This is a genomic window from Nocardiopsis coralli (genome assembly GCF_014892575.1).
GTDB classification, from domain to species: Bacteria; Actinomycetota; Actinomycetes; order Streptosporangiales; family Streptosporangiaceae; genus Nocardiopsis; species Nocardiopsis coralli.
Window position 1 is genome coordinate 368,711 of the sequence record NZ_JADBGI010000001.1, and the last position, 20,929, is coordinate 389,639.

Genomic DNA, 20,929 nt, shown 5'->3' on the forward strand with positions numbered 1-20,929 from the left:
ACGTGCACACGGTGATCTTCGACTACGCCGAGGTCCTCGCCCACACGCGGGCGCCGGACGTGGCCGACCGGTTCCTCGACCTCGCGGAGGTCGGGGAGGAGCGGTTCTGGCACGCCTGGTGGCGCCACCGGTGGGCGTACAACCTGGGCGGGAGCGCCGATGAGTTCTGGTCGGCGGTCTCCGAGGAGCTGGGGGCCGGTTGGGACGACGCCACGCGGCACCAACTGTGGGCCACCGACATGGCGGGCTGCCTGCGTCCCCTGCCCGAGACGTTGCGGGTGGTGCAGGAGCTCGCCGACCGGGGCGTGCGCCTGGCTCTGTTGTCGGACGCACCGGCCGACCTGGCCGAGCTGTTGCGGCGGTCGCCCGCCCTGGCGCCGTTCGAGTCCCTGTACTTCAGCTGCGACCTGGGGGTGTGCAAACCCGACCCGAACGCCTTCGAGCAGGTCCTGGCCGACCTGGGCGCTCCGGCGGAGGGGACCTGGTTCATCGACGACCGGGGCTCCAACGTGGATGCGGCCCGTGCGTTGGGGCTGCGGGGGCACCGGTTCGAGGACGCCGACGCCCTCCGGTCGGACCTGGACCCGGTCCTGGCAGGGTGAGCGGCGCGCCCCGCGGCGCCGCGGGGCGCTCGGAGCAGTACTCCGCGGCTTGCCGCGGGCTCGACCACAGCGAAGGAACAGGAACGCCGACACACAGCACGGGCTCGGGAACGGGGCCGGGCCAGAACTCAGGCGCGCGAAGCGCGCCCTCAACGGGCCCAGACGCTGCGAACCACTCGGACGCGCGGAATGAGCCCAGGCACCGGGCACGGAGCCGGAGGCTCCTACGGCCCTGGCCGGGTGAGCGGCCGGTTCAGGCCCGCCGGGCCCGGCGGGCCAGCTCGACCTTGCGCGCGAAGTCCTGCTGGGCCTGGGCGACCCGGGCCTTGGCCCCGCCCCGCCAGATGTGGCAGATGGCCAGGGCGACCGCGTCCGCGGCGTCGGCGGGCTTGGGCGGTGCGTCGAGGCGGAGGATGCGCGCCACCATGGTGCCCATCTGCTTCTTGTCGGCGCGGCCGCTGCCGGTGATGGCGGCCTTGGCCTCGCTGGGTGTGTGCAGCACCACGGGCAGGCCGCGGCGGGCGGCGCACACCAGCGCGATCCCGCTGGCCTGTGCGGTGCCCATGACCGTGCTCAGGTTGTGCTGGGCGAAGACCCGCTCGACCGCCACGGCGTCCGGTCGGTGTTCGTCGAGCCAGGCGTCGATGCCGCGTTCGATCGCCACGAGCCGGTCGGGAAGGTCCTGGTCGGCGGCGGTACGCACCGTGTCGGCGCCGAGCAGCGACAGCGGGCGGCCGATGGCCCCCTCGACGGCCCCGACACCGCACCGGGTCAGTCCGGGGTCGATCCCCACCACGCGCACAGGCCCCACCCTTCTCGCACCTCTGTTCGCCCGCCACCCTAACGCGGCGCGTGTCGGTGCGGGCGCGGGCACGGGAGGCCGCCAGCATGGGGCCATGAGCTCACTCGACGACCCGCGCGTACGGGACTTCCTCCAGCACGGCACACGCACCGCCAAGGTCGCCTACACCAGCGGCGACGGCCGTCCTCTGGTCGCACCCGTCTGGTTCGTGCTCGACGGCCCCGACCTGGTCTTCAACACGGGCGTGGAGAGCGCGAAGGGCCGCTCGTTCGCGCGCGACCCGCGGCTGGCCCTGTCCGTGGACCTGGAGGAGCCCCCGTTCGGGTTCGTGCAGGTCCAGGGTGAGGCACAGCTGACGGAGGACCCGGCCGAGCTGCTGCGCACCGCCACCGAGATCGCCGCCCGCTACATGGGACGCGACCGCGCCGAGGAGTTCGGCCGGCGCAACGGGGTCCCCGGCGAGATGGTGGTGCGGGTGCGCCCGACCAAGGTCATCGCCGAGATGGACATGGTCGCCTGACCACTCCCCCGGTCCGCCGCCGCCCCGTCAGGCGGGCGCGCCGGTGGCGTGCTCGACGAAGGCGCGGGCGGCGGCGGTGAGCGGACCCTTGCGGCTGATCAGCGACACGTGCAGGTGGTCGGTGGGGTCCAGGTCCAGGGCCAGCGCCCCGGAGCGTTCGGCCAGCCCCCGCCAGGCGTCGGTGACCACCGCGTACCCGGCCCCGTCCAGCACCAGCGGCAGCAGCGAGACCCGGTGCTCGGTCTCCACCGCGATGCGGGCGTCCAACCCCTGGTCGAGCAGCCGGTCGACGAAGCGGCGCATCCCCGATCCCCGGTGTCCGACGATGAGCCGGTGCCCCGCCAGGTCGGCGACGGGCACCGCTTCCCCGGGCGGGAAGGGCCCGTCGGCCGGGGCGAGCAGCACGAACGCCTGCCTGGTGAGCGGATGCACCCGCACCTCGGTCTCGGCGGCCGGACCGTCGGTGGCCACGACCCCCAGCTCGCAGGCGCCGGTGCGGACCATCTGCACGGCGTCCCGGTCGGTGAGCGCGCCCCTCAGTGAGACCGAGACACCCGGATGCCGCTCGGTGAAACCCGCGATGAGCCCGGTCAGGGGTTCGATGGCCTGCGTCCCCAGGGTCGCCAGGTCCACGCGTCCGGTGTGCAGGCCCTGAACCGACTCCACGGCCGAACGGGCCAGGTCGAGGCCGCGCACCGCCTCGCGTGCGGGCGCGACGAGGGCGCGTCCGGCCTCGGTGAGCACGACCCGGCGACCGATGCGGTGGAACAGGTCGCTGCGCAGGTCGCGTTCGAGTGTGCGCAACGACTGCGAGAGCGAGGGCTGGGACAGGTGCAGGGCCGCGGCCGCACGGCCCACCCCGCCGTGGTCGACGACGGCGAGGAAGTACTCCAGTTGCCGCACGTCCACCCGGTCGCTCCCCTCGTGCCGCCGATGCCCCGGACCTCCTCATAAGTCCGGCCTATCAACGTTATCGGGAACCGGTCTTGGACACCGCCCGCCCCGGCCTGCTGTGATCGTGCACTGCCCCGCCCCCCGTGATCCCGCCCCATCCCCAGCACGAGCCAGGAGAGAACATGAAGCGCTACCGCATCGCCGAGATCCCCGGGGACGGGATCGGCGCAGAGGTCCTCGCCCCCGCGACCGCTGCGGTGGACCGGGTCGCCCGGCACCACGGGTTCGCCGTGGAGTACGACGAGTTCGACTGGTCGTGCGAGCGCTACGCCCACACCGGCGCGATGATGCCCGAGGACGGCCTGGACCGGATCCGCCACCACGACGCGATCCTGCTCGGCGCGGTCGGCTGGCCCGGGGTGCCCGACCACGTGTCCCTGTGGGGGCTGCTCATCCCGATCCGGCGCGAGTTCCACCAGTACGTGAACCTGCGGCCCATCACGGTGCTCGAGGGTGTGCCCAGCCCGGTGACCGCCGCCCGTCCGGGTGAGGTCGACTTCGTGGTGGTGCGCGAGAACAACGAGGGTGAGTACTCGGCGGACGGCGGGCGCTACGACCGGGGCACGGCCGACGAGCGCGCCGTACAGGAGTCGGTCTTCACTCGCACGGGTGTTGAGCGGGTGCTCTCCTACGCCTTCGACCTGGCCGAACGGAGGGGAGGGCGCCTGACCTCGGCGACCAAGTCCAACGGGATCGTGCACACGATGCCGTTCTGGGACGAGCTGGTGGCCGAGCGCGCCGCCTCCCACTCCGGTGTGGCCTGGGACCAGGAGCACATCGACGCGCTCGCGGCCAAGGTCGTGCTCGACCCGGCCCGTTTCGACGTGATCGTGGGCTCGAACCTGTTCGGCGACATCCTCAGCGACCTGGCCGCCGCGGTCGCGGGCGGGATCGGCATCGCACCCTCGGCCAACCTGAACCCGGAGCGCGAGTACCCGTCGATGTTCGAACCGGTGCACGGCTCTGCCCCCGACATCGCCGGCAAGGGGCTCGCCAACCCGCTGGGCGCGCTGTGGTCGGCGTCGATGATGCTGGACCACCTGGGCGAGGCCGAGGCCGGCGGTCAGCTGCTGGCGGCCGCGCGCGAGGTGCTGGCCGAAGGCACCGTGCGCACCGGTGACCTGGGCGGGAGCGCCTCCACCGACGAGTTCGCCGCCGAGGTCCTGCGCCGGCTGCCCTGACCGCGCGCTCTCCGGTGCCCGCGCGGCTCCCCCGGACAGCACGGAGCCCGCCGGTCCGCCCCTCGGGGGGGGCACCGGCGGGCTCGGGAAGCTCCTACATACCGCCCCGGCTGCGGATGGCGGAGAGGTCCTCGCTGATCCGGAAGAGCACGATGAGCGTCTCCATGATGATGCGCGAGAAGAGCACACCCATGGCGCCGCCGATCAGGGAGAAGACCAGCGTCATGAAACCGCCGAAGCCCTCGTCCACGGCCATCAGGCCGAAGGCGCTGATGATGCCGGTGAGCGTGCCGAAGGCGATGGCCACGAGCCACAGGATCCAGAAGACCGGGATGACCCGGCTCGTGACGAAGTTCTTGAAGGAGAAGTCGAAGAGCGACCCGAAGAAACCCGCCCGCGGGGCGGACTGCTGCGGGGGCATGCCACCCGGTCCGCCGGGGCCCGGCTGGTAACCGTAGCCGCCCTGGTAGGGCTGCTGGTGGCCGTAGTACTGCGACGGGTCGTAGGGCTGTTCCGGGGGGTTGCTCATGGGCTGGTCCTCGTCAACTGTCGTGGATGGGGGTCCACACGGGGGAACGCCGCGTGTGGTCGGCAGTTGAGTACTCTACCGACTCGGCGTGCACCCCGGGTGACGCGGCCCCGGTGAGCGCCCCTGCCGGACCGGGTGGAGCCCCCGCGGCCGGGGACACCACCCGTGGGCATCACAGCTCGGCCAGGACCTCGGCCGGGAAGTCGGCGTTGGTGAAGACGTTCTGCACGTCGTCGGCGTCCTCGAGAGCGTCCACGACCCGCAGAACCTTCCTGCCGGTCTCGGCGTCGACGGGGACCTCGACGCTGGGGAGCCAGTTGGTGTCGGCGGAGTCGTACTCGATCCCCGCCTCCTGCAGGGCCTTGCGCACGTCGACCACGTCGCTCGCCTCGGAGATGACCTCGAAGGACTCACCGAGGTCGCGGACCTCCTCGCCACCGGCCTCCACCACGGCGAGGGTGATGTCGTCCTCGCTGGTGTTCTCCTTGGGGACGATGACGACGCCCTTGCGGGTGAACAGGTACGACACGGAACCGGCGTCGCCCATGCTGCCGCCGTTGCGCGTGACGGCCGTGCGCACGTCGGAGGCGGCGCGGTTGCGGTTGTCGGTCAGGCACTCGACGAGCATCGCGACACCGCCGGGGGCGTAACCCTCGTACATGATGGTCTGCCACTCGGCGCCGCCGGCCTCCTCGCCGGAACCGCGCTTGCGGGCACGCTCGATGTTGTCGGCCGGCACCGAGTTCTTGCGCGCCTTCTGCATGGCGTCGTAGAGCGTCGGGTTGCCCTCCGGGTCCCCGCCACCGGTCCGGGCTGCCACCTCGATGTTCTTGACCAGCTTGGCGAAGAGCTTGCCGCGCTTGGCGTCGATGACGGCTTTCTTGTGCTTGGTGGTGGCCCACTTGGAGTGGCCGCTCATGAGAGTCCTTTCGCGATGTCGACGAAGAGCCGGTGCACGCGCGCGTCGCCGGTGAGTTCGGGGTGGAAGGACGTCGCCATCAGGCCGCCCTGTCGTACGGCGACGATCCTACCGGGCCCTTCCTCGGCGGGGAGGCGACCGAGCACGGTGACGGCCGTACCGACCGATTCGACCCAGGGGGCCCGGATGAAGACCGCGTCGAAGGGGTCCTCACCGATGCCGTCGAGGCGGACCGCGGTCTCGAAGGAGTCCGACTGTCGCCCGAACGCGTTGCGGCGCACCGTCATGTCGATGCCGCCGACGGTGGTCTGGTCGGCCGCGCCCCCGAGAACACGGTCGGACAGCATGATCATTCCCGCGCAGGTGCCCAGAACCGGCATGCCTGCGGCGATCCGCGCCCGCAGCGGCTCGACCAGACCGTACCTGACGGCGAGTTTGCCCATGGTCGTCGATTCGCCGCCGGGCACGACCAGCGCGTCGACGGCCTCCAGGTGCTCGGGGGCGAGCACCTTGGCGGTGCGCGCCCCCAACCCGTCCAGCACGTCGCGGTGCTCGGCGGTGTCGCCCTGGAGTGCGAGGACCCCGATGGTGGGCGGTGTCACTGCGCTGCCCCCACCGTCACCAGCCGCGGCCGGCGTAGCGCTCGGCCTCGGGCAGCTCGTCGACGTTGATCCCGACCATGGCGTCGCCCAGGCCGCGGGAGACGCGGGCGATGACGGAGGGGTCCTCGTAGTGGAGGGTGGCCTGCACGATGGCGTCGGCGCGCTTGGCCGGGTCGCCGGACTTGAAGATGCCGGACCCGACGAAGACGCTCTCCGCGCCGAGTTGGCGCATGAGGGCGGCGTCGGCGGGGGTGGCCACACCGCCGGCGGAGAACAGCGGCACGGGCAGGCGGCCGGCGCGGGCGACCTCGGCGACCAGGTCGTGCGGGGCGCGGAGCTCCTTGGCGGCACCGAAGAGCTCGGCGGCGTCGAGGGTGCCCAGGCGCTTGATGTCGGAGACCAGCGACCGCATGTGGCGGGTGGCCTCGACGACGTTGCCGGTCCCGGCCTCGCCCTTGGACCGGATCATGGCCGCGCCCTCGGCGATGCGGCGCAGGGCCTCGCCGAGGTTGGTGGCGCCGCAGACGAAGGGCACGGTGAAGGCCCACTTGTCGATGTGGTGGGCCTCGTCGGCGGGGGTGAGGACCTCGGACTCGTCGACGAAGTCGACACCGAGGGACTCCAGGACCTGGGCCTCGACGAAGTGCCCGATGCGGGCCTTGGCCATGACCGGGATGGACACGGCGGACGTGATGCCGTCGATCATGTCGGGGTCGGACATACGGGCGACGCCGCCGTCCTTGCGGATGTCGGCGGGGACGCGCTCGAGCGCCATGACGGCCACGGCACCGGCGTCCTCGGCGATGCGGGCCTGTTCGGGGGTGACGACGTCCATGATGACGCCGTTCTTGAGCTGTTCGGCCATGCCCCGCTTGACACGCTGGGTACCGACGGCGTTGTCGGCCGTGCTGCTTGCGTTGTTGACCACGGTGGTGGGATCCCGTCTCTTCGTCGACAGTGGGCCCGGGCTGCGGGTACACGGGCGTACCTCGTGTCCCGGTCCCGGGTCTACCAGCGCCCCACATTAGTCACCCCGTTCGCCCGGAGTGTCCTCGGGATCGGTGTTTATGCCGGTAACACTGCTCCCACCCACATCCGGGCCGGTGGATGCCCCTCCGTCGTCCCCGGCGCAGGGTGCCGCCGGCGCCCGTCGTTCGGGCGGTCTACGGCCGCCCGGTGCGGGGCGGGTGGTCGTCCATCTCGAAGAAGTCCGGCAGGGCGGCGCTGCCCGCCAGGCGCAGGCCGCGCACCAGGCGCGACCGGCGGGCCCTTCGGGTGTCGGCGACGGCGTCGTTGTGGAACGTGCGGGCCAGGTGCACGCCCTTGGCGGACCCGGTGATCTCACGCAGGAAGGGGGCCGCCGCCTCCGGAAGCCCGGTGCGTTCCAGTTCCCGCCGCAGTGCGATCGAGAGGCGGCTCTCCAGGAACTCGCGTTCGTGGGCCCCCGCCCGGCGCGCGGCGGTGGCGGCCGCGGCCAGGTCCCGGGCGGCATCCGGGTCGAGCACGTCGGCGGCGGCGAGGTCGAGCACCGCGGCGCCCCGGCGCAGCAGCGCGGCGTCCAACGCGGCCCAGGAGGTCTCGACCCGGTGGTGGAGCCGGTCCAGGCGTGTGGCACGCCAGGACAGGTAGAACCCGGCCAGCACCAGGACCAGGACGATCGCGGCCGCCACGCCCACGAGGGCGGCGTCCCCGCTCAGAAGCGCTCACCCCGTCCGCCCGCGCGCCCGTAGGGCCCGCGCCGCCCCCGCACGGACCCCGGTCGCCCACGGCGGGGGTTTCCGGGCCTGGGCCCCGCTCCCCGCCTCAGCAGCGCGGCCGGGCTGGGACCGGACGAGGTACGCACCCCGTCCTGCTCCCCCGACCCGTCGCCGTGCAGCACGGTCTCGTACACACGCACCACGTCGGCGGCCACGGTTCCCCAGTCGTAGGGCAGGACCGCCTCGCGTGCGGCCTCGGCCAGGTGCGCGCGGCGCCCGGGGTCGGCCAGCAGCCCGTCGGCCGCGCGTGCGAGATCGGCGGCGTCGCCGGTGGTGAACAGCTCTCCGGCCCGTCCCCCGTCGAGCACGGCCTCGAACGCGGGCAGGTCGCTCGCGGCGATCGTGGCCCCGGCCGCCATGGCCTCGGTCAGGACCATGCCAAAGCTCTCCCCGCCCAGGTTGGGCGCGCAGAACACGTCCGCGGAGTGGTAGGCGCGCACCCGGTCGGCGTCGTCCAACCGGCCGGTGAACACCACCCGCGCGCGCAGCTCCTCGGGCACCGCCTCCAGCGCCGGACCGGGGTCCCCTGGACCCGCGACCAGCACCCGGAGCCCGGGGTGGTCGGGGGCCAGCAGCACGAAGGCCTCCAGGAGCGTGGCCAGACCCTTGCGCGGTTCGTCGACACGGCCGAGGAACCCCAGCGCCCCGCCCTCGCCGGGCCACCCCGGAAGCGGTTCGGCCCCGGCGAAGGCCGCCGTGTCCACCCCGTTCGGGATGAGCACGGCGTCGCCCCCCACGTGCTCGACCAGGGTCCGGCGGGCGGCCGTGGAGACGGCGATGCGCCCGTGGATCTTCTCCAGGGCCGACCGCAGCGCCCCCGAGCTCGCCGCCATCGCCCGCGAGCGCGGGTTGGCGGTGTGGAAGGTGGCGACCATCGGCCCCTCCGCCGACCAGCAGGCCAGCAGGGACGTGCTCGGCGCGGAGGGTTCGTGGATGTGCAGCACGTCGAAGTCCCCGGTGGCGATCCAGCGCCGCACCCGGCGTGCGGTGCGCGGACCGAAGCTCAGCCGGGCCACCGACCCGTTGTAGGGCACCGGTACCGGACGCCCGGCCGGAACCAGGTACTCGGGCAGGTCCGCGTCGGGGTCCCCGACCGGCGCGAGCACCGACACGTGGTGCCCCATACCGGTCAGCGCCCGCGCGAGGTCCCCCACGTGCTGCTGCACGCCGCCGGGCACGTCCCAGGCGTAGGGGCACACCAGCCCGACCCGCAGGCTCACCCCGGCCGCCCTGTGCGCTCGGCGCCCTGCGCGCGCTCGTGTTCCAGCGTGCGGACGATGGTGCTGTACTCCTGCTCCCGGCGCCGTGCCCGGTCCTCGTCGTGGTCGGCGGCGAAGACGGCCTGCAGCATGTGCCAGTCCTCGGGGTGCTCGGCGATGGCGCCCTCGAAGACCTTCCCCAGGGCCTGGGTGGTGTCGTGGATGCGGTGCGCGCGTGAGGGCCCGGGCGCGACCGGGACCTCCTCGTGCACACGGATGTTCCAGTACGGGCCGTCGTACCAGAGGGAGACCGGCATGAGCGCGGCACCGGTGTTGAGCGCCAGCGCCGCGGGGCCGGAGGGCATGCGCGCCTTCTCCCCGAACAGGTCGACCTCCAGACCGGTGCCGTTGATGTCGCGGTCGGCGAGCAGGCACACGAGCCCGCCCTCGCGCAGGCGCCGGGCGAGGGTGCCCACGGTCCCGGAACCGCCGGTCAGCGGCAGCACCTCCATGCCCAGGGACTCCCGGTAGGCGGTGAAGCGCCGGAACAGGGACTCCGGCCGCAGCCGCTGGGCGACGGTGGTCAGCGGGGCGCCCTGCATGGTGATCCAGGCGCCGGCGTGGTCCCAGTTGCCCATGTGCGGCAGGGCGGCGATGACCCCGCGGCCCGCGTCGAGGTTCTCCTGCAGCACGTCGACGCCGGTGGCGCGGGTGTGGGAGAGCACGTACTCGCGGTCCATGGCGGGCAGGCGGAACATCTCGTAGAAGTAGCGCATGTAGGAGCGCATCCCGGCCTTGGACAGCGCCCGCAGCTGCGCGTCGGTGCCGTCGGGGCCGAGCAGGCGGCGCAAATTGCGTTCCAGCCCCCGGGTGCCCTCGTCGTGGGCACGCCAGGACCGGTCGGCCAGCTGCCGGAAGACCGCGCGGCCCACGCGGTCCGGCGAGCGGCGCAGCACCGCCCAGCCCGCGGCGTAGGCCAGGTCGGCCGTGCGTTCGTCCACCTCGTGCTCCCCGTCGTCCTCGGTGTCCCCGGCGTGCGCGGTGCTCAGGCCCCGCGCGCGGCGTCGCCCTGGCTGCCGTGTCCCTGACCGTCCCGGTCGCCCAGGCGCGCGCGGGTCTCCACGAGCCGCTGCAGGATCGTCAGCAGGCTCATGCCGGCGAGCAGCCAGAGCCCGCCCGCGAGCACGTAGGGCACCCCCAGACCGCCGAGGCCGGCCGCCACCAGGATCACGACCAGGCGTTCGGTGCGTTCGGCCACGCCCACGTCGCAGTTGACTCCAAGCCCCTCGGCCCGTGCCTTGACGTAGGAGACCATGAACCCGCTGATCATGCAGAACAGGGTGAGCCCGGCGAGCACGGGGTCGTCGCCCTCGGCGATGAACCACCACATGAGCCCGGCGAAGATGGCGGCGTCGGCGACGCGGTCGAGGCTGGAGTCGAGGAAGGCGCCGAACTCGCTCGCGGTGTCCTTGGCCCGGGCGACCGCTCCGTCGAGCATGTCGAAGAGCGCGAAGACGGTGATGACCACCGAGCCGGCGTAGAGGTGCCCGCGCGGATAGAAGTACAGGGCGCTCGCGATGACACCCGTGGCGCCGATGAGGGTGACGATGTTCGGCGTGAGGCCGATGCGGGCCAGACTCCGGCCGAGCGGAGCGGTGACCCGGGAGACCATGGGGCGAAGGATTCTCAGCATGTCTTCTTGTGATCGTAGGGCGGAAGCGGTCCCTGGACGGGGAACCGGACCCGGTGGGGGTGGCGGGGCGTCTACCGCGGCGGCCAGTGCTCGGCCAGTTTCGCCCGCGTCTGCTCGAGCATCTCGGGCAGCACCTTGGTGTGTCCGATGACCGGCATGAAGTTGGTGTCGCCGCCCCAGCGGGGCACGATGTGCTGGTGCAGGTGGGCGGCGATACCCGCTCCGGCCACCGTACCGAGGTTCATACCGACGTTGAAGCCGTGCGGGCTGTAGGCGGCGGTGAGCGCGTGGATGCCGGCCTGTGTGAGCTCGGCGAGCTCCCCGGTCTCCTCCGGGGTCAGCGCGGTGTACTCGGAGACGTGGCGGTAGGGGCACACGAGCAGGTGGCCGCTGTTGTACGGGTAGAGGTTGAGCACCGCGTAGGTGTGCTCACCGCGGGCCACGAGGAGCCCCTCGGGGTCGCTGAGGCCGGGTGCGCGGCAGAACGGGCAGCCGTCGTCGGCGCCTGGGCCGGAAGGTTTGCCCTCGCCCTTGATGTAGGCCATGCGGTGGGGTGTCCACAGGCGGTCCCAGCCGTCGGGCTGTCCGGTGCCCGGCCCGGGCGGGTGCTGGGCCTGTTCGGGGTCGTTGTCGCCGCGCATCGTGGGTCCGTCTCTGGTCGGCCGTCCGGCTTCACGTTCCTCTCACGAACCAGCATAGGAGCGCGCGGACGCGGACCGCACCGGGCGGGGCCGTGCGCGGCGGCCCCGCCCGGTGCTTCCGTCACAGCTCCAGGAGCGTGCGCAGGTGGCGCGGGGGCGGGGAGCCGTGGGCGAGCATGAGGTCGTGGCGTTCGCGCTCGCTCAGCTCCGGGCGGGTCTCGGCCAGGTCGCGGGCGATGGCGGCCATCTCGGTGTACCCGACGTAGTAGGTGGACAGCTGGGCGCTGGTGAGCTGGGCCCGGCGCCACTTGCCGACGGCCTCGCCCTCCTCCTGGTGGCCGCGCTCGGTCAGCAGCGCGAGCGCCTCCTCCTCGGTGAGGTCGCCGGTGTGCATGCGCACGTCGAGGATCGCGTTGAGGATCATGCGCAGGCGGGTCTTGAGGCGCACCAGGCGCAGGGCGAGGTCCTGGCGCCGCCCCTCGGCACTGTCGGTCCCGCTCCAGCCGTGGCCGGCCATGACCTCCTCGGCGTGCACCGCCCAGCCCTCGACGAAGGTGCCGCTCATGAGGAGCTTGCCGACGCGGGTGGCGCCGTCGTGGCGGGCGGCGTGGGCGAGCTGCAGGGCGTGGCCGGGCATGCCCTCGTGGACCATGAGGTTGCGGAGCATGGCGCCGTTGTACTCGCGCAGGAACGAGTCCCGTCGCTCGGCGGGCCAGTCGTCCGGCGGCGGCGAGACGGCGATGAAGGTCGGCTGCGCGTGTGCGTCCGGGTCCAGGGGCCCCGGCGGCCGGCAGTAGGCCACGGCCACGCCGCGGCGCGACTCGGGCATGGGCACCACCTGGACGGGGTCGTCGTACACGGTGGCGATGCCGGCCTCGCGGGTACGGCGGTACAGGTGCTCCAGGGCCTGTTCACCGGTGGAGCGCAGGTCCTGCGAGGTGACCGGGTGGTCGTCGGCCAGGGCGGACAGTACCTCGGCGACCTGTCCGGGCCTGCGGGGCTGCCCCTCGTACTCGGCGGCGGCCTCGGCCATCGCCTCCTCGGTGGCCAGCAGGTCGCTCTCGGCCCGCACGAGCAGGGCCTCCGGGGACAGTTCGGAGTCCAGGGTGTACCAGAGCTGGGCGGCGAAGGAGCGGGCGCCCAGGCGGGGGTCGGCGTCGGCGAACCCGAGCTCGGTGCGCAACCAGGACTCGTGCTCCTCCACGGCCTCCAGCGCCCGGCCGGCGGCCTCCTTCAGCGCGGGCCCGCCCTCGCTGTCGCCCTCGGCCAGGGCCGGGACGTCCCGGGTGAGCAGCTCGCGGTCCCCCGCCAGCTGGGCCAGGGCGGTCTCCACGTGCACACGCGGCATCCCGGGCCCCTCCGTCAGGCGGGTGCGTGCGGTGGCGAGGTACCCGGGCAGGGCGGAGCAGCGCGAGGCGAGGGCGGCCAGGCGTTCGGTCAGCGGCAGCAGCTCGCGTTCGACGAGGGGGAGCAGGGCCTCGCCGGGCGCGTACACGAGGGGGTTCCAGGTGTGGGGCCGCAGTTCGGCCGTGTGCCACAGGTCCGCGCTCACCTTGGTGCGCAGGACCTCCAGGTCGACCAGGTCGCCCGGGGGCAGCAGATCGGGGTCGATCTCGTCGAGGGAACCGAGGGCGTCGGTGAGCATGGCGGTACGCCGCACGTCGCCTTCGGCGGAGTGGTCCGTCAACCGGTGGGCGCCGCGGGTGTCCCCCTCGTCGAGGGCCCACTCGGGGGAGGCCTCGAGGAGGGCGTCCACCACGCGTTCGGCGACGTCGCGGAAGCGCAGGGTCATGGCTCGGGCATCGTCCGGGGAAGAGCTCATGCTTCCCATGATGCCAGGACCTGCACTTCCGTCGCCGGGCGTGCGAGAACCGGGCCGTCTCCCTCTCGGGACCCGGCCCGGTCCCCGTGTCGGCACGCTACGAGGAGACCGTCCCCGTCAGCGCCAGGAGGTCTGTCCGCCGGTGGAGGTGGGCTGTCCGGCGGCGCCCTCGGGTTCCCCGATGCTGATGGCGTGCTCGACGAGGGTGATGAGCGTCGACTTGGTCGAGGCCCGGTCCCGGGCGTCGACCTGGACGATGGGGATCTCGGGGCTGAGCGTGAGCGCGTCCCGGACCTCGTCGGCCGCGTGGGGGTAGTAGCCGTCGAACCCGTTGATCGCCACGATGAAGGGCAGTCGCGCCTCCTCGAAGTAGTCGATCGCGGGGAAACAGTCCGCGAGACGGCGGGTGTCGACCAGCACGACCGCACCGATGGCGCCCTTGACCAGGTCGTCCCACATGAACCAGAACCGGTGCTGGCCGGGGGTGCCGAACAGGTACAGGATCAGGTCCGAGTCGAGGGAGACACGGCCGAAGTCCATGGCGACGGTGGTGGTCTGCTTGTCCGGCGTCTTGGCCAGATCATCCACACCGACACTGGCGCTGGTCATGACCGCTTCGGTGGTCAGCGGCACGATCTCGGAGACGGAGCCAACGAATGTCGTCTTCCCGACACCGAAGCCCCCGGCGACGACGATCTTGACCGACGTCATCGCGTTCCCCCCAGCACCGCCTTCCTCGGCTGGGCTAGAGCTTGCGAAGTCCACTGAGCACCCTTTCAAGCAGGTTGGTGTTGGGACGGGCGTCGTTGTTGAGCGAGGTCCTGACCTGGACCAGTCCCTGCTCGGACATGTCCGCCACAAGCACCCGTGCCACGCCGAGCGGCATACGCAGCAGCGCGGAGATCTCCGCGATGGAGCGCCACTCGCGGCACAGGTCGCTGATCGCCTGCCACTCGGGCGTCAGCGTCCCAGACTCGTCACGGGCCGTCGGTGTCGCCGAGATCAGTGCTTCCAGGGGAAGCTGCGACTTCGGCTTGGTACGGCCCTTGGTGACCGCGTAGGGGCGCACCAGCGAACTGGGGGCACCGGCCTGCGCGGATCGTTGATCGTACTGTTGTTGGATTGGTCGGGGAACATCTCCGCCGCTCGGGCCAGACGGCACTCCCCCGCTCGTGGGGGGATTGCTCGGCTGCTGCCCGAACCACGAGGCGCTCCCGGCATCTCTACTGTGAGGTGCCACCACTTCCTCCTGTCGGTGGTGGTGGATCAGTGGATTCCCGAGGTGCGCGCCGTTGGTGTCAGCGCCCGCCCCGCCCGCTCGACGAGCAGGGTCATCTCGTACGCGACCAGACCCAGGTCACTCTCCGCGGCCGCGAGGACCGCGAGGCAGGAGCCGTCGCTGATGGCCATGATGAGCATCAGCCCCCGCTCCATCTCGACGACGGTCTGGGCCACCGCTCCACCCTCGAACACCCGGGCCGCGCCTTGCGTGAGGCTCGACAGGCCGGAGGCGATCGCCGCCAGCTGATCGGCCCGGTCCGCCGGGAAGCCCGAGGAGGACGCCAACGGAAGGCCGTCAGAGGAGACGACGATCGCGTGGGCGACATCAGGTACCCGGTCGGCAAAGTCAGTGATCAACCAGTTGAGTTCATTGACCTGTCGACTCATCTGATCTCCTGTCCAAGTTCGCCGGCTGGTCTCTTCGGCACTGCTACCGCCGGCACGGCATGTGACAGCACTGCCCCTGCGAACAGCCCGACCCCTCCCGCGGGGGGACCGGGAGTCTGGTGTTCCGTTCTCGTAGAGCGACTGGTGTTGAGCGTCCGAGAAACTCGGTCGATGCTATTGCATCCCGCTTCCGGGAATAAGGGGGACCCCGGCCCACCTGTAGCCACAGACGTCACTCCTGGGGCCCCTCACCGATCTGGTTGCGGCCTTCCCGGACCCCTCGTTGGAACCCGGAGAAGCGGTTGCGGACCCGGTCGGCGCTCCGCGTGGGCACCTGCCGGACGTTCTCCGGCTTCGGTGCGGTGCCCGGGACCAGGTTTGCCTTGGGAACGCGTTTTGGCAAGCCCGAGGTCGTCAGACCCCCGGCGAGCGGCTCGGCCGCGGTGCGTGCGGCCTTCCAGCCGCGGTCGGCCGCGGAGTTCCACTCCTGCTCCGATTCCGGACCGCCGGCCCCCTCCTGGGGCTGCGCGGACGCGGTCTCGGGGCGCTGTTCCCGTGCGGCCGGGTCGACCTGCCGCAAGGGCCCGGTCTCGGTGGCGTCGACGGTGGGGCCGCCGGTGCGCCGCTTGAACCAGTTGGACTCGATGGCGTCGAAGATCGGCAGCGAGTCGGCGCCCTCCCCGCCCGGGCTGGGCGGGACGACGGTGCTGTCGGCGCCCTGGTTCCCGCCGTAGCGCCGCGAGAGGTAGGCCGTGGAGCCGTACCCGTCGCGGGCGCCCTGGTCGGCCTGGGGGGTCTCAGGGGCGGGCTGCTGGTACTGCGAGGCGGTGTCCCACCCGGAGACGGCCGGGAAGCTGTCGGTCGCGGGACCGGGGTCCTGGTGGGACCCGAAGTCCTGCTGACCGGTGCTGTAGGACCCGGTGTCGTAGGAACCCGTGTTGTAGGAACCGGTGTCGTGGGAGCCGGAGCCGGCGTCCTGCTGCCCGGCGGAGCTGGTGCGCCCGCCGAAGGCGTCGTAGGTGTTGCCGTCGGAGCCGAACGCCCCGGCCTCCTCGACCCGGCGGAACGTGCCGGTGTCGACGCCGTGCCCGTTGCGGCCGCGTCGCGGGGACGGGTCGAACAGGCTGCCGCCGGAGCTCTCCTGCGCGCTCTCCTCGTCCTCGGCACCCTGGTCGTAGGGGTCGACGACGTTCTGGTCCTGGCCCGGGGTGACGGCGCTGGTGGCGCCGCTGCCGCGGGTGGTCTCCCGGACCGGGCCGGAACCGGTGTCGTCCGGGGCGTTGCCGCCGGTGTTCCACAGGTCCTGGCCGCTGGGCGGGTGCTCGTCGGCCCGGTTGGCGCCGGGGCGGCGCTTGGGCAGACCGCTGAGGTCGCTCGACCCCTCGCCCGCGCCCTGGTCCTGCCAGGGGTCGCCGGGCTCGTCGGCGGCCGGGGTGGCCGCGAAGGCGGCCTCGGCCTCGGCGAAGGTGTCCGGCGCGCCCGCGGTCAGCTCGGGGCGGGCGTCGCCGCCGCCGAGGGCGCCCTGGTCGTCGACCGGGGTGATGAGCAGGTCGGCCGGGAACAGCACGCTGGCCATGGTGCCGCCGCCGTGGGCCTCGCTGAGCTCGAGGCGGATGCCGTGGCGGTGCGCCAGGCGCGAGACCACGAACAGGCCCATGCGGCGCGAGACGGCCACGTCGATGACCGGCGGGGCGTTCAGGCGGGCGTTGACCGCGGCGAGGTCCTCGGGCGCCATGCCGATGCCGCTGTCGGTGACGTCGACACGCACGGAGCCGTCGTCGAGGGTCTTGGCGCTGACCAGGACCTCGGTGTCGTGCGGCGAGAAGGACGTGGCGTTCTCCACCAGCTCGGCGACCAGGTGGATGACGTCGTTGACCGGGCGCCCCAGCACGGAGATGTGGGAGGGGGCGCGCACGTTCACGCGCTCGTACTGCTCGACCTCGGAGACGGCACCGCGCAGGACGTCGACCAGCGGAACGGGCTGGGCCCACTTGCGGGTGTTGTCCTGGCCGGACAGCACGAGGAGGTTCTCGTTGTTGCGGCGCATGCGGGTGGCCAGGTGGTCGAGCTGGAACAGGTCCGACAGGCGGTCGGCGTCCTGCTCGGACTGCTCCAGGCCGTCGATGAGGCGCAGCTGCCGCTCGACCAGGGTCTGGCTCCGGCGGGAGAGGTTGACGAACATCGCGTTGACGTTGCTGCGCAGGGCCGCCTCGTCGGAGGCCAGCGTCAGGGCCACGCGGTGGACGTCGTCGAAGGCGCGGGCGACCTCGCCGATCTCGTCCTTGCTGTCGACCTCGATCGGTTCGACCTTGACGGTGTCGGGGGCGCTGCCGGCCTCCTGCATCCGGGTGATGGACTCGGGCAGGTCGCGTTCGGCGACGCGGCGGGCGCCGTCCTCCAGGGTGCGCAGCGGGCGCACCAGGGAGCGGACCACCAGCGAGGTGAGCACGAAGACCGCGAGGAGCAGGCCGGCGACCACGACGATGTCGATGAGGGCGCGGGCCATGGCGGCGTCGCGCAGGCTCTCGGAGTCGGCGGCCACGCCTTCGGCGATCTCCTCCTCGACCGCCTGGAGCCGGTCCAGGGCGGTGTTGGCGATCTCCTGGTAGTCCTCGGGACCGTCGTTGGCGGTCACACCGGTGAGGTTGTCACCGCGGTCGGCGCGGTACATCACGCGCATGCGCATGGTCGAGACCTGGCTGACCTCGAGACCGGTGAAGTTCTCGTCGAAGACCGCGCGCTGTTCGGGTGAGGCCGCCTGGGTGAAGTTGGCGATCTCGTTCTCGTAGCGGGCGCGGCTGGAGTCGATGGCCTCGGAGATACCACCGGTCATGGAGTTGCGCGCCAGGGAGTGCGCCATGAGCGCGGACTCGTAGGAGAGCTGGTCGCGCGCGTTGGACAGCGAGGCCAGGGCCCGCACGCTCTCGCGCAGGTCGGTGTCCTCGGTCTCGTCGGCGATGGTCTGGTTGAAGTCGGCCATCGCCCGCGTGATGGTGCGGTACTTGGTCACGACGGGCAGCACCGTGATGCGGGTGCTGTCGACCTCGTTGCGCAGCGAGTCGAGGGTGTCGAGCTGGCTGTGCATGGCCTGGAGGCGGTTCTCGGCCAGCTCGCCGTCGACCTCGCCCATCTCGTCGAGGCGGGCGTTGAGCGTGTTGAGGAGGTCGCGGGACGCGTCGCGCTCGTCCTCCATCTCCTGGCGCAGTTCCGTGGACCGCTGTTGCGGGTCGGCGTCGTCGGAGATGTAGACCGCGCTGGCGGTGCGCTCGAGGCCGAGCTGGTTGGCCAGCTGCACGGTGAGGACACCGACCTCGGCGCGGTCCACGATGTGGTCGTGGGTCACCGTGGCGACCGAACCCTCGTAGACCCGCAGTCCGCCGAGCACCAGGGCGACGGCAGTGGGGATGACGATGAGGGCCACGAGTCGCGAGCGCACCCGCCAGTTACGTGGCCGCCACCATTGGGCTGGACGCCGCGGGGCATCGACGGTTTCGGCCTGCGCTGCCTCGCTCTTCGCGCCGGCCCCGTTCTTCGTCGCTCGTGTCGACACGGACCCTCGCAACCTTTCGTGTCACCGCTTGGGCACGGCTGTGGAACACCGGGAGCTACCTACCGCTCGGGCCGAGGCCGGCCTCGAGAGCATCGGTATCGACCACGTGGCCCACCGGACCGGAGAGCGGTGTGGAATGTGGGGAGATGTGAAGACTGTCCACCGGACTCGCCTGGGGGAGAGGAGCACCGCACCGTGTAGGGCTATCGGTGCTGATGCGATGGATAGCGTACCAATGGGCGCGATCGCCTCGCTTCGGCCCTGATGTGGCCTCGGTGCACGACCGTCCTCGACGCCTGGCGGTCATCATGCCCTGTTTGGCGGCATTATGACCAATCAGCCTGGTCAGGGTGCGAGTCCGAAACCCCTCAGGCCCATAGGTAACTTTTTGGACACACCGAGTACTTCGCCCAGAGGGCCCGGCGTGCATGACATCGTGACAAGACGTATACGCAGGTCCCAACCGGGGAGCAAAGATGCGTCCAACGTCATGCCCATTCCCGACTACGGAACGTGACACAATCGCTGCTCACGGTGGCGCCTTCGGGTCGCGCGGCCGCCGTACACGTCAACCCTTTTCGGTCACCACCTTGCTCCCCCTCGGCCTGGCCGCGACCCTGGCCCTCTCCACCGCAACGCCCACCGTCGCCGCCGAGGAGCCCGAGCCCTCCCCCGGCAGCGCCGCGGAGGCCGAGGCCGACCTCTCCGACGTGCGCGTGGAACTGGCCGGACTGCGCACCGAGCTCGAGGAGGCCAGGGAACGGGCGAGCGGGCTCATCGAGGACTACCTGACCGAGCAGGAGCGCCTGGAGGCCGCGTCCGAACGCCGCGAGAGCGCCGAGGAGCAGGCCGAGGCCGCCACCGAACGCACCGAGGAGACACGTGTGGCAGCCGCCCGCCAGGCCGCGGCCGCCTACAAGGGCAGCGACCTGAGCTCGCTGCACGCCTGGACCGGTCCGCGCGGCCCCGCCGAGGCGCTCGAACGCGGCGCCTACCTGAACCTGCTCGGCGAGCACCAGTCCGACGAACTCGACCGTGCCGAGGCCGCCCGGGTGGCCTCGGAGACCCTCGCCTCGGCCGCCTCCAGCGCCGAGACCGCACAGGAGGAGGCGGCGGAGGAGGCCGACCGCGCGCGCGAACAGGCCGAGGAGGCCGTGGCCGAACAGGAGGAACGCACCCAGGAGCTCATGGCCGAGCAGAGCAGCCTGGAGGAGCGCCTGCCCCACGAGGCCGGCCCCGGCGCGGCACGGGAGGGCGCCCTGCGCGATGCCCGCGACGCGCAGGGCTCCGGCGGCGGGAACGTCTCACAGGTCAGTGACGACGACAGCGCGTGTGAACCGGCCGAGGCGGCCGACCACGACAACGGCCAGATCCCCGACGCCGCCCTGTGCCCGCTCCCCCAGTCCGGGGAGAAACTGCGCGCCGACGCCGCCGAGGCCTTCATGGAGCTCGACGGGGCCTTCGAGGAGCGGTTCGGCCGTGCGCTGTGTGTGACCGACTCCTACCGCCCGTACCACGAGCAGGTCCGCCTGTTCCAGGAGATGGCTCCGGGCATGGCCGCCCAGCCCGGGACCAGCCAGCACGGGCTCGGCGTGGCCGTGGACCTGTGCGGCGGGGTGGAACAGCTCGGCACGGTCGAGCACCAGTGGATGCTCGAGAACGCCGGGAACCACGACTGGGAGAACCCCGAGTGGGCCCGCGACGGGTTCGAGCCCTGGCACTGGGAGTACACGGGCTGACCCCGCCCCCTCAGGCCTGGGCGCCGACCCGGACCTCGAACTCCCCCAGCGGCCCGAGCTCCACGTAGAGCTCGTCGTCCTCGGCCAGGGGCGGGGTGGACAGCGGCAGCAGAGCGCGCACCCGCCCCGGGCCGGAGACGAGCCACTCCTCCCCCGTTCCGACCGTCGTACGGGCGACCTCGTCGTCGGCGACGAAGACCCCGACCTCGACCGGTGCACCCGCCAGTTCGTCGGCGGTGGTCAGCACCGGACCCAGACTCAGCTGCACCGGCAGCCCGTCGTCGTCGGTCCACAGGCACGCGGGTGTGAAGGCGGCGGCGCCGTCCTCGGCCCCTGCCACGGCGGCCACCCCCGCGTGCGCCGCGCGGGCGGTGCGCAGCACGGGGTCGTCGACCCCGGTCACCAGTTCCGGAGGGATCTCCCAGAGGCGCTCGCCGGCCCGGACCGGGACCAGGGCGGTGGGGCGCACGGGCGCGGCCATGCGCGCCTCCAGTTCGACGATGATCTCGATCGGTGTGTCGACGGCACGGGAGTGGGCCCGCGCCAGCTCCTGCGGCCCCGCGGCCATGAGCTCGGCCAGCCCGCGGTGGTCGGGGCTGCCGAGGACGTCGCCGTCGTCGAGGGCCCCGGCACGTTCGCCGCCCCCGCTCGGGGACAGGTAGGTCACCCAGCGCATCGTGTCTCCTCGTTCCCCGTCGTAGGTCTCGAATCAGCCTTGCACAGCCCGTGAACAGGGGTCCAACCGGGTCGG

At 72.3% G+C, this 20,929-nt stretch carries 21 protein-coding genes; 4 read left to right on the forward strand and 17 right to left on the reverse strand.

All coding sequences use genetic code 11. From position 1 onward, the window contains the following. The first annotated feature begins 2 nt into the window (after window positions 1-2). A complete protein-coding gene (locus IDM40_RS27945; RefSeq protein ID WP_193120056.1) occupies window positions 3-602 on the forward strand; it encodes an HAD family hydrolase in 600 nt (199 codons plus the stop codon). 253 nt (window positions 603-855) lie between these two features. Here the strand turns inward: IDM40_RS27945 and ruvC are convergent, their stop codons facing one another. Next, window positions 856-1,404, reverse strand: coding sequence for a crossover junction endodeoxyribonuclease RuvC (ruvC, locus tag IDM40_RS01680; RefSeq protein WP_193120142.1), 549 nt, complete (start codon window positions 1,402-1,404; stop codon window positions 856-858). Between the two features lie 94 nt (window positions 1,405-1,498). Here ruvC and IDM40_RS01685 point away from each other — a divergent pair, with 94 nt between their 5' ends. Then, window positions 1,499-1,924: a PPOX class F420-dependent oxidoreductase gene (locus IDM40_RS01685; RefSeq protein ID WP_193120057.1), complete on the forward strand. Its 426-nt coding sequence runs from the start codon at window positions 1,499-1,501 to the stop codon at window positions 1,922-1,924. 27 nt (window positions 1,925-1,951) lie between these two features. On the opposite strand, the gene IDM40_RS01690 is transcribed toward IDM40_RS01685, so the two are convergent. Further along, entirely contained in the window at window positions 1,952-2,833 is an 882-nt protein-coding gene (locus IDM40_RS01690) for a LysR family transcriptional regulator (RefSeq protein WP_193120058.1), read from the reverse strand. 167 nt (window positions 2,834-3,000) lie between these two features. On the opposite strand from IDM40_RS01690, the gene IDM40_RS01695 reads away from it, so the two are divergent. Then, on the forward strand, window positions 3,001-4,059 hold the full coding sequence (locus IDM40_RS01695; protein WP_193120059.1) for a tartrate dehydrogenase: 1,059 nt from the start codon (window positions 3,001-3,003) through the stop codon (window positions 4,057-4,059). Window positions 4,060-4,153: 94 nt separating this feature from the next. Here the strand turns inward: IDM40_RS01695 and IDM40_RS01700 are convergent, their stop codons facing one another. The 14 genes from IDM40_RS01700 to IDM40_RS01765 all read right to left on the reverse strand — a co-directional run bounded on the left by IDM40_RS01700 (window position 4,154) and on the right by IDM40_RS01765 (window position 18,325). Then, window positions 4,154-4,588: a DUF4282 domain-containing protein gene (locus tag IDM40_RS01700; RefSeq protein WP_193120060.1), complete on the reverse strand. Its 435-nt coding sequence runs from the start codon at window positions 4,586-4,588 to the stop codon at window positions 4,154-4,156. Between the two features lie 172 nt (window positions 4,589-4,760). Continuing rightward, complete coding sequence (locus IDM40_RS01705) at window positions 4,761-5,507, reverse strand: YebC/PmpR family DNA-binding transcriptional regulator (protein WP_193120061.1); 747 nt, start codon at window positions 5,505-5,507, stop codon at window positions 4,761-4,763. After that, window positions 5,504-6,109 carry a pyridoxal 5'-phosphate synthase glutaminase subunit PdxT gene (gene pdxT / locus IDM40_RS01710; protein WP_193120062.1) on the reverse strand — a complete coding sequence of 202 codons (606 nt, stop codon included), beginning with the start codon at window positions 6,107-6,109 and terminating at the stop codon, window positions 5,504-5,506. Before pdxT ends, IDM40_RS01705 begins: the two co-directional genes overlap by 4 nt. 16 nt (window positions 6,110-6,125) lie before the next feature. Continuing rightward, window positions 6,126-7,037: a pyridoxal 5'-phosphate synthase lyase subunit PdxS gene (gene pdxS, locus IDM40_RS01715; protein WP_193120063.1), complete on the reverse strand. Its 912-nt coding sequence runs from the start codon at window positions 7,035-7,037 to the stop codon at window positions 6,126-6,128. 235 nt (window positions 7,038-7,272) lie between these two features. Then, entirely contained in the window at window positions 7,273-7,785 is a 513-nt protein-coding gene (locus IDM40_RS01720; RefSeq protein WP_193120064.1) for a hypothetical protein, read from the reverse strand. A 17-nt stretch (window positions 7,786-7,802) separates the two neighbouring features. Then, window positions 7,803-9,086 carry a glycosyltransferase family 4 protein gene (locus tag IDM40_RS01725; RefSeq protein WP_193120065.1) on the reverse strand — a complete coding sequence of 428 codons (1,284 nt, stop codon included), beginning with the start codon at window positions 9,084-9,086 and terminating at the stop codon, window positions 7,803-7,805. Then, on the reverse strand, window positions 9,083-10,066 hold the full coding sequence (locus IDM40_RS01730; protein ID WP_193120066.1) for a phosphatidylinositol mannoside acyltransferase: 984 nt from the start codon (window positions 10,064-10,066) through the stop codon (window positions 9,083-9,085). Before IDM40_RS01730 ends, IDM40_RS01725 begins: the two co-directional genes overlap by 4 nt. Before the next feature lie 44 nt (window positions 10,067-10,110). After that, a complete protein-coding gene (pgsA, locus tag IDM40_RS01735) occupies window positions 10,111-10,737 on the reverse strand; it encodes a phosphatidylinositol phosphate synthase (protein WP_193120143.1) in 627 nt (208 codons plus the stop codon). 92 nt (window positions 10,738-10,829) lie between these two features. After that, on the reverse strand, window positions 10,830-11,399 hold the full coding sequence (locus tag IDM40_RS01740; RefSeq protein ID WP_193120067.1) for an HIT family protein: 570 nt from the start codon (window positions 11,397-11,399) through the stop codon (window positions 10,830-10,832). Window positions 11,400-11,520: 121 nt separating this feature from the next. Beyond that, complete coding sequence (locus tag IDM40_RS01745; RefSeq protein WP_193120144.1) at window positions 11,521-13,191, reverse strand: DUF885 domain-containing protein; 1,671 nt, start codon at window positions 13,189-13,191, stop codon at window positions 11,521-11,523. A gap of 147 nt (window positions 13,192-13,338) precedes the next feature. After that, a complete protein-coding gene (locus IDM40_RS01750; protein WP_193120068.1) occupies window positions 13,339-13,932 on the reverse strand; it encodes a GTP-binding protein in 594 nt (197 codons plus the stop codon). A 34-nt stretch (window positions 13,933-13,966) separates the two neighbouring features. After that, on the reverse strand, window positions 13,967-14,464 hold the full coding sequence (locus tag IDM40_RS27950; RefSeq protein WP_328806910.1) for a DUF742 domain-containing protein: 498 nt from the start codon (window positions 14,462-14,464) through the stop codon (window positions 13,967-13,969). 23 nt (window positions 14,465-14,487) lie between these two features. Then, window positions 14,488-14,889: a roadblock/LC7 domain-containing protein gene (locus IDM40_RS01760; protein WP_193120070.1), complete on the reverse strand. Its 402-nt coding sequence runs from the start codon at window positions 14,887-14,889 to the stop codon at window positions 14,488-14,490. 232 nt (window positions 14,890-15,121) lie between these two features. Further along, window positions 15,122-18,325, reverse strand: a complete 3,204-nt coding sequence (locus IDM40_RS01765) for a sensor histidine kinase (RefSeq protein ID WP_193120071.1) — start codon at window positions 18,323-18,325, stop codon at window positions 15,122-15,124. Window positions 18,326-19,029: 704 nt separating this feature from the next. Between IDM40_RS01765 and IDM40_RS01770 the strand changes: the two genes are divergently transcribed. Continuing rightward, window positions 19,030-20,178 carry a M15 family metallopeptidase gene (locus IDM40_RS01770; protein WP_193120072.1) on the forward strand — a complete coding sequence of 383 codons (1,149 nt, stop codon included), beginning with the start codon at window positions 19,030-19,032 and terminating at the stop codon, window positions 20,176-20,178. A gap of 10 nt (window positions 20,179-20,188) precedes the next feature. Here the strand turns inward: IDM40_RS01770 and IDM40_RS01775 are convergent, their stop codons facing one another. Next, a complete protein-coding gene (locus tag IDM40_RS01775) occupies window positions 20,189-20,854 on the reverse strand; it encodes a hypothetical protein (protein ID WP_193120073.1) in 666 nt (221 codons plus the stop codon). Window positions 20,855-20,929: the final 75 nt, after the last annotated feature.